The sequence below is a fragment of the Vibrio sp. 1402 genome (assembly GCF_033340275.1).
The window spans coordinates 18,227-28,178 of sequence record NZ_JAWOWE010000024.1 but is presented as its reverse complement, the minus strand read 5'-3'; the positions used below and the strand labels follow the sequence as shown (position 1 = coordinate 28,178).

11 protein-coding genes are annotated in these 9,952 nt (G+C 44.8%); 3 read left to right on the top strand and 8 right to left on the bottom strand.

The features are described from left to right. Window positions 1–83 precede the first annotated feature (83 nt). Window positions 84–452 carry a hypothetical protein gene (locus tag R7044_RS23075; protein WP_005378717.1) on the bottom strand — a complete coding sequence of 123 codons (369 nt, stop codon included), beginning with the start codon at window positions 450–452 and terminating at the stop codon, window positions 84–86. Between the two features lie 328 nt (window positions 453–780). On the opposite strand from R7044_RS23075, the gene R7044_RS23070 reads away from it, so the two are divergent. Then, complete coding sequence (locus R7044_RS23070) at window positions 781–1,110, top strand: DUF2500 domain-containing protein (protein ID WP_005389668.1); 330 nt, start codon at window positions 781–783, stop codon at window positions 1,108–1,110. Here R7044_RS23070 and R7044_RS23065 read toward each other — a convergent pair. The 7 genes from R7044_RS23065 to rhtB all read right to left on the bottom strand — a co-directional run bounded on the left by R7044_RS23065 (window position 1,107) and on the right by rhtB (window position 7,783). Beyond that, entirely contained in the window at window positions 1,107–2,120 is a 1,014-nt protein-coding gene (locus R7044_RS23065) for an acyltransferase (protein ID WP_017636080.1), read from the bottom strand. The genes R7044_RS23070 and R7044_RS23065 overlap by 4 nt on opposite strands. A 283-nt stretch (window positions 2,121–2,403) precedes the next feature. Beyond that, window positions 2,404–3,621, bottom strand: a complete 1,218-nt coding sequence (gene arsJ / locus R7044_RS23060; protein WP_017636081.1) for an organoarsenical effux MFS transporter ArsJ — start codon at window positions 3,619–3,621, stop codon at window positions 2,404–2,406. Window positions 3,622–3,875: 254 nt separating this feature from the next. Next, window positions 3,876–4,370 (bottom strand): cyclin-dependent kinase inhibitor 3 family protein, encoded by a 495-nt coding sequence (locus R7044_RS23055; RefSeq protein ID WP_047103991.1) that lies wholly within the window; start codon window positions 4,368–4,370, stop codon window positions 3,876–3,878. Window positions 4,371–4,383: 13 nt separating this feature from the next. Then, a complete protein-coding gene (locus tag R7044_RS23050; RefSeq protein ID WP_005383630.1) occupies window positions 4,384–5,385 on the bottom strand; it encodes an ArsJ-associated glyceraldehyde-3-phosphate dehydrogenase in 1,002 nt (333 codons plus the stop codon). A gap of 42 nt (window positions 5,386–5,427) precedes the next feature. After that, window positions 5,428–5,763 carry a metalloregulator ArsR/SmtB family transcription factor gene (locus tag R7044_RS23045; protein WP_005378730.1) on the bottom strand — a complete coding sequence of 112 codons (336 nt, stop codon included), beginning with the start codon at window positions 5,761–5,763 and terminating at the stop codon, window positions 5,428–5,430. A 154-nt stretch (window positions 5,764–5,917) separates the two neighbouring features. Next, window positions 5,918–7,141 carry an EAL and HDOD domain-containing protein gene (locus R7044_RS23040; RefSeq protein WP_005378731.1) on the bottom strand — a complete coding sequence of 408 codons (1,224 nt, stop codon included), beginning with the start codon at window positions 7,139–7,141 and terminating at the stop codon, window positions 5,918–5,920. A gap of 24 nt (window positions 7,142–7,165) precedes the next feature. Beyond that, on the bottom strand, window positions 7,166–7,783 hold the full coding sequence (gene rhtB / locus R7044_RS23035) for a homoserine/homoserine lactone efflux protein (RefSeq protein ID WP_132937316.1): 618 nt from the start codon (window positions 7,781–7,783) through the stop codon (window positions 7,166–7,168). 65 nt (window positions 7,784–7,848) lie between these two features. On the opposite strand from rhtB, the gene R7044_RS23030 reads away from it, so the two are divergent. Continuing rightward, window positions 7,849–8,859, top strand: a complete 1,011-nt coding sequence (locus R7044_RS23030; protein WP_005378733.1) for an alpha/beta fold hydrolase — start codon at window positions 7,849–7,851, stop codon at window positions 8,857–8,859. 244 nt (window positions 8,860–9,103) lie between these two features. Then, the gene (locus tag R7044_RS23025) at window positions 9,104–9,928 is read left to right on the top strand and encodes a Cof-type HAD-IIB family hydrolase (protein ID WP_053350823.1); all 825 of its coding nucleotides are present in this window, start codon (window positions 9,104–9,106) and stop codon (window positions 9,926–9,928) included. Window positions 9,929–9,952: the final 24 nt, after the last annotated feature.

Here is a 9,952-nt window from a genome sequence, read left to right as displayed (position 1 = left end):
TTTAAAATACAAAACGCCCGATGAAGTACATCGAGCGTTTTAGTTAAAAAGTGTCAACCCATATCAGGACGGGTCATATAGCTCTACTGAATGTGCTTAGACAAAATATCCCAGTGCATATAGTAGAAACCAAGAGCGGCCAACGTAATCAACGTCATTAGCAAAATTGCTGTACGCCAAATAAAGCGAGAGCTTCTTGGTGTCAGCTCTTTTTCACAAGCATCACATGCCGCCATAAAGCCTTTACGATCATCCAGCTTGTAATCGTCTTCGTGCACCACTTTGTTACGCACGGTTGCGATGAATCGAAGCTTTGCTATCACGTCATGCGGTAAACGTTCTTCACAACTATTAATAAGTTGGTGCAACCCTTTCCCTTCTGCATGGTACTGAGTACGCAAAAGTTTTTCGATCGTTCGGGTACGCATGACTACTTTTTCAATATCTGACATCGTAACCCTCCTTACCAGACCCTTCCTATGTTCATTATTTTTATTCTTCTATAAATTTAGAGCTTTTTCGAGCCGTTAAGTGCAATTTTACTTTCAATTTGTGCCCTTGAGCGCATATAGCCAGACAAGTGAAAGCTGCTTAGTTCAGCTTTAGTGACGTAGCTTGCAGATGAAGCAACGATTTCATCGCGTCCCCATTGAGATAAACCGTGAAGTGCGCCGAATAAAATTCATGTCCCTTTCATTAGATTATGAATAAGTTACCTCAACTCATCGTTTCGTCAGCGAGTTCTGTAGAATGGGACCCGATACAACATTGGAGGTTAATATGCCAATCTCACTTATTGTCGCCCTATTCGCCCTTATTGCCTTGGGCGCGTGGGTGTTTTTCCGTTTTTATAGTAAGCACTATGTGGGCGAAGACGCTCCAGAGCAAAGCGCGCAGGTAACGGTTTTAGATAAACAAGCGATAGACATACCAAACGCACCACCAGGTCAAGACGATCAAGAGTATTGGATTTACGTTCAACGTGGTTCTATCGGTCCAAAGCGTGAATTCCAAATTGGAGTGCATTACTACCATGCACTCAACCCTGGAGATAAGGGAACACTGACCTATCGCGGCAACAAGTTCCTTCACTTCGCTATCAAACGTTAAGGCAGTAACCAACGAGTCTTGGCAGAACGAGAAAAGAGATAGCTCATCGCCAAGGCTCCAGCTCCACTTAGAACGATCCAGACTGGAATCACCCACGCAGGATGTCCTGTGTACCAACCGAACTCTTTCATCGGCCATAAGAAAATAGGGTGAAGTAAGTAAATCCCCAAGCTGTGCTGACTGATCACACTGACCACTTTTTGTACTTTTGGTGATAAGCCTTCACCAAAGTAACGCCCGATCATAAAAATCATCGAAGCCGCTAGAATCACATTCAGTGTTTTATAAGAGAGCCAGCGCCCAACCGTATACTTCTCCGCCTCTAAGCTATTTGTCACAACCATCGTAAAGGTCACTGCCAACGCCACGAGTCCTAGCCCAACAAATAAGGTCACCATAGAGCGATTCAAAGGTACCTTTTGAAATAAAACATACCCCAGTGGAAGGTAACCCATATAAAGCCACATCTGATTACTCCAAGGGCCATCAATCTTGAACAAGAACAGTGTGCTGGTGAAAAGCCAAAATGCGAGATAGGTATACAAGACGTTGTCATCCACGTTGCGTACCATCCATTGAAACAGCGGAATCACAAAATACAGTGGTATAAAGTAATAGAAAAAGCCGAGATGGTAATACGTTGCGTGGAATGGGCTATTGCTTAATACCTCTTTTACGGTTTCAAAATCAAAGCCTTGAGAAGTCCAACCTGAAAGGTATGCATAAAACATCGACCAAATAAGAAATGGAACTAAAACTTTGCCCAAACGCCTTTTGATATAATACTTACCGTCAAATGGTCGAGTGTCACTGAGCATTAGCGCTCCGGTGATCAAAATAAAAACTGGCACTGCCCAGCGGGTTACGCTATTCACGCCTACCGCTGTCAGCCATTGGTCAAATGGAATCACTCCTAACTCATTTCGATACGGTGCCAAGACGTGAATGGCGATCACTGCTACCGCTGCGAAGCAGCGCAATAAATCAAAAAACAGAACCCTTTCTCTCATACCTTTCCCTACTTTGAGTCGCTTATCGTTTATAGCATAGGGTAAATCTCAACCAGTGAAATGGTTAACAATCTGTTTTTGCTTATTTTTAACTCAACAATGACCTACAACGGGGATTTCATCACCACTCTAATCACTTAACGAGAACCAAACACCAAGCATCAGTATTCACTCTCGATGCCAAACCGACACAATCTGATTACAGCAAACGGCGCATAAGAAACAAAAATGGCTCCGATTTGGAGCCATTTATACCATCTACAGATAGCGATACTGGGGATAGTTACGCAGTAGCAACATCAGCTTTTGGCAACTTAATTGAAATCAGCGTCGTCAGTGCCAAGAAAGCAAAAGAAACCCATAAGCACGCTGCAAGACCAGCCTCTTGGTAGATCCAACCCGATAATACCGTGCCAATCAAGCGTCCCATCGCATTGGCCATGTAGTAAAAACCAACATCCAACGAGACGCCATCGCCTTTAGCGTAGCTCACTATCAAGTACGAGTGCAGCGAAGAGTTAATGGCAAACACAGCGCCAAAAATCATCAAACCTACCACAATCACCAATTCAGGCTGCCAACCGATTTGCACACCATAAGCAATACCAGCCGTAATTAACGCTAGGACTCCTGCCCACACCAATGCTGCACTACCATCAGGCACACGACCTTGCGCTTTGCCAGTAATACGCGGCGCAAAGCCTTGCACAAACCCATAAGCAATGACCCACGTAGCGAGAAAGCTACCAACCCACAAGTGATCCCAGCCAAACACGCTACCAAGATAAATAGGCAGAGCAACGACAAACCACACATCACGAGCACCAAACAAGAACATGCGTGCTGCGGATAAAATGTTTATCGATTCAGACTTGGAGAATATTTGGCGAAACTTAGGTTTACTCTTAGCTTTACCCATGTCCGCTTCTAGCCAGATCATGCTGCAAACAAACACTAATGTAAGTACACCCGCCATAATAAACATCGAGTTTTGAAAACCCACCCAAGATAGCAGCAAGCCACCAACAAAAAAGCCCGCTCCTTTGAGTGCATTCTTCGAGCCAGTTAAAATCGCTACCCATTTGTAGAGCGCCCCTTGCTGCTCGTCTGGTACTAGCGTTTTAATCGCGCTCTTAGCACTCATTTTGTTCAGATCTTTGGCAATCCCCGACAGAGCTTGCGCTGCCATCACCCAAGGAATGGTCAGCCATGCATTTGGTACTGCGAGCATCAACAACGCAAACACTTGCATCGCTAAACCAATGTTCATGGTTTTATTAAGGCCTAACCTTGCGCCCAGCCAACCACCAACCAGGTTTGTCACCACACCAAAAAATTCATAGAAAAGGAACAGTGAGGCAATAGCTAACGTGGAATAACCTAAGTCATGAAAATAGAGCACCACTAGCATACGCAGTGCGCCATCGGTCACCGTAAAGTTCCAATAGTTAAACGTCACTAACATGTACTGACGAATACTTTTGCTTAATTGAGAAATCATATTGACCTCATATGTACAGCGATAGAAGCATTTAGATCATCATGTTCTAAATGCTTCCTAACCTGTACAGCAACATTGACCAATACAATGTTACTGTGATTTTCAAAAAATGCCCCAACATCAATAAAAAGCAAAATACATTTTAAAAACAATTGATTAGTTAATGTTAATGGCATTTTTTGTAAACAGTCGTATCCTGAAGAAGCTCGAATTTAGCTTTTGGATCATAATGAACCAAAAGCTATTTAAGCTGATCAAGTGTCTTGAGCCACGCGTTCGATGTACTCAACTTGCACAGGTTTTGTAAATGCACCAGGGCGCAATGCCTGCACTTCTCGCACGATATCTTCTAACTGCCATTCCTTTTCTAGGAGTAGGTGAGCAGCGAACAAACCTGTGCGCCCCGAACCACCCATGCAATGCATCGCAACTTTGCCACCTTGAGCAAGAATCGCGTGCAGCTCCGGACTGGCTTGTTGCCACTTCGTCGCAAATTCTTCATCTGGTGCGCAGTCGTCTTCAATCTCGATCTGGAACCATTTCATACCCAGTTGCTGAGTGGCTTCACCCAATGCAGAGACATTCTTCGCAGCTAATTCACTATCATCTAATGCAGTAACGACCGCTTGAACACCCTGCTCTTTCAACTGTTCTAACGACGCATGCAAATCGACACCTTTCGTTCCTGGGCACGGTGTTAAGATTAAAGCACCGGAGTCCAAATCTAATTGCCATGTAGGATGAGACATTGTGACCCCCTTTTTAAGCCAAACCAACGTTACGAACCAGCTCTGCTGTGCGCGTTGCATAACCCATTTCGTTATCGTACCAAGCGTAAATCTTAACCATACGAGAACCCACAACCATGGTTGATTGCGCATCAACGATGGTTGAACGTTGGTCGCCTTTATAATCGATAGAAACTAAAGGACGCTCTTCGAAGCCAAGGATGCCTTTCAAATCACCTTCAGATGCTTCTTTTAACAGTGCATTCACTTCTTCTGCTGTGGTATCACGCTTCACATCAAAAATGATGTCTGTTAACGATGCGTTTGCTAGAGGTACGCGAACCGCATGACCATTAATTTTGTCTTTTAATTCTGGGAAAATTTCGACAATCGCCTTCGCGCTACCCGTCGTGGTCGGGATAAGGCTCATGCCGCATGCTCTTGCACGGCGTAGATCTTTGTGTGGCGCATCTAAAATAGTTTGCGTATTCGTCAGGTCGTGAATGGTCGTAAAAGAAGATTGTTCGATACCCAATTTCTCATGAATGACTTTAACCACAGGTGCGATACAGTTAGTCGTACACGAAGCTGCTGTCACGATACGATGTTTTTCAGGGTCGAAAATATGGTCGTTCACGCCCACCACAATGTTCGCGATACCTTCTTCTTTCACAGGTGCGCTTACCACGACACGTTTCACGCCTTGCTCTAGGTATTTGTTTAGGAATGATGTTTTGCGATGTACGCCTGTCGCTTCAATCACAACATCACAATCAGACCAGTTCACCGCATCGATATCGCGTTGTTGAGTCGTGGCGACACGCTTGCCGTTGATGACGAGCTCACTGCCTTCGACCTGAACTCCATGATGCCAACGACCTTGCACTGAATCGAATTCTAATAAGTGACCAAGCGTAGCTGCGTCACCTGCGACATCGTTGATTAACACAAACTCCAATTCTGGCCAATCAAATGCCGCTCGCAGCGCTAAGCGACCAATTCGGCCAAAGCCATTAATTCCTACTTTAATTGTCATAGTTTTACCCTCTAATCTTCTACCTTGAATCTCTATTCGCTGTTAACAGCAAGCCTCACGACTTTTATCGTGTAAGCGAGTGATGTCGTCTTGGTATTCCTGCTTCAAACAGTTTGATGCCACTAAGTCTTCAATTAACTTTCGCATCCAACCTGGTAATTGCTGTGATAACTCGTAATACACCCATTGCCCTTGGCGTTTATCCACCAAGATGCCACTGGATCGTAACTGAGCAAGATGACGAGAAACTTTCGGCTGGCTCTCTTGTAGAGCAAACGCCAAATCGCCAACGCAAGTTTCACCTTCACGGGCCACGAGCATTAAACAACGTACGCGTGTTTCATCGGATAACAGCTTAAAAAACTGATGTGGAAGCATAATGAACATACCTATATATGGATATGCGTATATGTTTATTTAATTAAGATATATCGTCAAGAGGAAACCGTCCATCGTCATAAAAGTTTCACATCTAACGAACAGCTTGATTGTAAAGAGAGAGATTCAAAGAGATAAAAGATAAGACAAGAAATTATGCAGTCGCGATGCTTTGACTCCAGCGAGCCGCTTCACCTAAGGAGAGCTTCACTTCCTCTAAAGGCAACCCCAATTGCATCGTGATTTTTTCAACCCCTGACCAATCGGCACGCTCGTAGCACTCTTCGAGGGAAATAAGTGCACCATAAACCCCTTTGCGATGTAATAGCGCTTGTTGTACTGAATGACTAAGCGGTAACTGCCTAACTAAAGATTCCACCGAAAGATCCAGCAGCGCATCTAGAATCGACAGCAAACCAACCATGAAACCTTGCTCGTTGAGGTGAGAGAATGGCTGATAGCGCGACATCAATTGGCAAAATTGAGCTCGTTGCAATGAAAGGTGATACAGCTCTCGAGGCTTGTTACTGGAGATATACGATGCCACAACCAAAGAGACAAACTGCTTAAGGTTATCCTGGCCAAGATAAATCAATGCCTGACGAAAAGAGCTGATTTCGACAGCCAAATTCGGCGCTTGCGTATTTACAAAACGCAATAATTTATACGAAAGCGCGACATCTTGCGTAATGATGGACTCGATACGAGTAAAGTCAGGCTCAGGAGCACAAACTTCACGAAACAGTTGCAATGCCAACACTTGCTCAGGACTGACGTATTTAGTCTGCGAGACGAGTGGCTTGCTAAAAAAATAACCTTGGAAAAATTTAAAGCCAGCCGCTTTCGCTTGCTCAAACTCTTCTGCGGTTTCAACACGTTCTGCTAAAAAGTGGTATTTGACGCGTTTGGCAAGGTGTGTTTTGACCAGTTCACAGGCCTTTTCAAGCCCCATCGCCATAATGTCGAGCTTCACAATATGCACATATGGCAAAAAACGACGCCATTCTGGTGTTAGGGTGAAGTCATCCAAAGCGATCAAGTAACCTTCTCGATAAAACTCACGAATCGCATCAAGAAGCTCATCCGTAGGTTGGCACGTTTCCAACACTTCGATGACAATTTTGTTTTTCGGCAAACTGCGCGGCAAACGTCGCACCAAGCTTTGATGAGGAAAGTTAATAAAGCATCTTGAAGAGGCAATCACTGGGTTAGTACCCAATGATAGGAAGTTTTCGACGATCAGTCGGTATGTCGCTCGATTTGAATCAATATGTGAAGGGTATGCGTTACTCTCCCCGTCTCGAAACAACAATTCATAACCCAGCGTCTGTCTTTTTCGGTTAAAGATCGGCTGGCGAGCGACATACGTTGTATTCATGCTAAAGAAGGACCTATAAATGGCTTATGACTTTGCAGCTGCTAATAATGCACCACAACCCATGAACATTGAACCGAATACTTTGTTTATTTTTCCCATGATTTTATCGGAGCGAATAAAGCGTCCCATTTGTGCTGCCAAGCTCGTGTAACCCAACATTACACACGCATCAATCACGACCGTAGTGACGCCAAGCACCAACAGTTGCGTGATTTGGTCTTTTGCCGGGTCAATAAACTGCGGGAACAACGCCACCAGAAAAACAATCGATTTAGGGTTGGTGAGGTTAATCAACACTGCCTTGTACAACAGCGCCGTGCCTGACATCTCGTTGTGGTTTTCAGCTGCGACTAAGCTTGATGTATCGCGCCATTTCAGAATCCCCAACCAAACCAGATAAGCGGCACCAACCCATTTAATGACAGAAAATGCGGTTGCTGACTGCGCGACAAGCGCACCAATACCCGCCCCCACCAGCGCGATGTGGATAACTAAACCAATTTGTAAGCCAATAATGGCACCCAGTGATTTACGGGTACCGTAACTCAAACCATTACTGATTGAGTTCACCGTGCCAGAGCCCGGAGCCAAACTAAAAACGATTGCTGTTACTACATAAGCTAACCAGACATGGGTATCCATTGCATTTCCTCACTAATTCTTCGATGATACATCGCGTAAACAACGTATCTTCAGGTAATCAACTAATGGCGACTAACCATTCACCTTTGACTTATACTCAAGAGACATTATTTGAGCAAGCAATTGGTGGTCCGATCGCAGCACTTTGGCAAACTCGCCAAGAGGGCTTTGTTAAAGGGACTGAGAAAAAGAACATTTACTGGTGCAAGCTAACCAACCCAGAGCATAAAAAAGCCGTGCTCATCGTAAATGGACGCATTGAGTCTTCCTGGAAATACCAAGAGCTGTTTTACGATCTCTACCGCCAAGGTTTCGATGTCTATTCCTTTGACCACCGCGGACAAGGTTTATCAGATCGTTTATTATCTGACTCAGATATGGGTCACGTCTATGACTTTACTGATTATATTGATGATATGGACATCGTCGTAAAAAAACACGACCTTAGCGAATATCAACAATGCTTCATCATCGCGCACTCTATGGGCGGCGCGATCGCCACACGTTACCTGCAAACTCACCCAGAACACCCTTTTACTGGTTTGATTCTAAGTGCGCCCATGTTTGGCATTAACCTGCCATGGTACCTATCACCAATAGCGATTCCGGTCACACAAATTATGTCAGCGGTATCGACTTTGCCACGCTATGCACCAGGACATCAGGCCTACTTCCCTAAGCCCTTTGAAGATAACCCACTTAGCCAAAGTTACGGCCGCTACCAATGGTTCCGAAACCTATATACGGAAAAACCGGAACTGCAAGTCGGTGGGCCAAGCACTCGCTGGGTTTGGCAAGGGCTCATGGCCGCTAAGCAGTGCTTTTTATTAACTCGCCAAGTCAAAATACCAGTCATCCTAATCCAAGCTGGAAACGATCGGATTGTTAGCAATCTCGCGCAAAAGCGTTTTATTGATAAATTGCGGAAAACCAACCCACACGCGGAGCTGCTTTCTATCGAAGGCGCACAGCATGAAATCTTGTTCGAGACCGATAAGTATCGTAATCAAGCGCTCGATGCGATTTTCCGCTTTATGAATGACCCTAAATCGCCATCAAACGAACAAGCACAATAAGAACTCTAGGCGACCATTTCACGACTAAGATTAAAGAGGAAATGTCTGCACATCGATTTACCCTCTTTTTCATCCTCATTTTGACGTACACTGCTTGAACTTGGCTACTTTGACACTGTGTTTAACCGCATAGTGCTACGAGCCCAAGTTCCCCCGCATTCGGAGCAGTACGATCTAGTCAGTCTGCTGTACTCCGTTTGCAATTCACCTGTTCCACACTATCCAAACCGTTTACGAGGACTTCATGAGCACATCGCTACCTTGCAAAGAGATCACCAAAATCGTTGCCTCTGATCTGGATGGCACGTTACTCGCACCTAACCATCAGCTCAGTGCTTACTCAAAAGAGACGCTAAAAGCGCTGCATGAAAAGGGTTATACCTTTGTCTTTGCAACCGGCCGTCACCACGTAGACGTTGCGAGCATCCGTCGCCAAGTTGGCATTCCAGCTTATATGATCACGTCGAATGGTGCCCGAGTGCATGACCAGGAAGATCAGCTAATGTACAGCGAGAATGTCCCTGCGGAACTGGTACAAGGCGTGATCGACACGATCAAACATGATCAAGAAATACTTATTCACATGTATCAAAATGATAGCTGGTTGATGAACAAGGATGATGAAACGTTACGTGACTTCCACGATGAATTCACTTACGTCTTATTTGATGAAGACCAAGCCCCAACTGACGGTATTGCGAAAGTTTTCTTTACTCATCCAGGAGAAGACCACGAACGTTTGGTCGTATTTGAAAACAAACTACGTGAGCAGTTTGGTGATCAGCTGAACATCGCATTTTCAACGCCTTGGTGTTTGGAAGTAATGAGCGCTGGCGTGTCTAAAGGTCATGCTCTTGAAGCGGTAGCGAAAAAACTCGACCTCACGTTAGAAAACTGCGTAGCATTTGGTGATGGCATGAATGACGTAGAAATGCTGTCGATGGCAGGTAAAGGGCTAGTTATGGGTACATCACACGAAAAAGTGATGAAAGCTCTACCAAATAATGAAGTAATTGGCAGCAATGCAGAAGATGCGGTTGCACACTACCTACAAGAACACTTGCTGTAAGCTTCAATACTCCAAATAATGAAG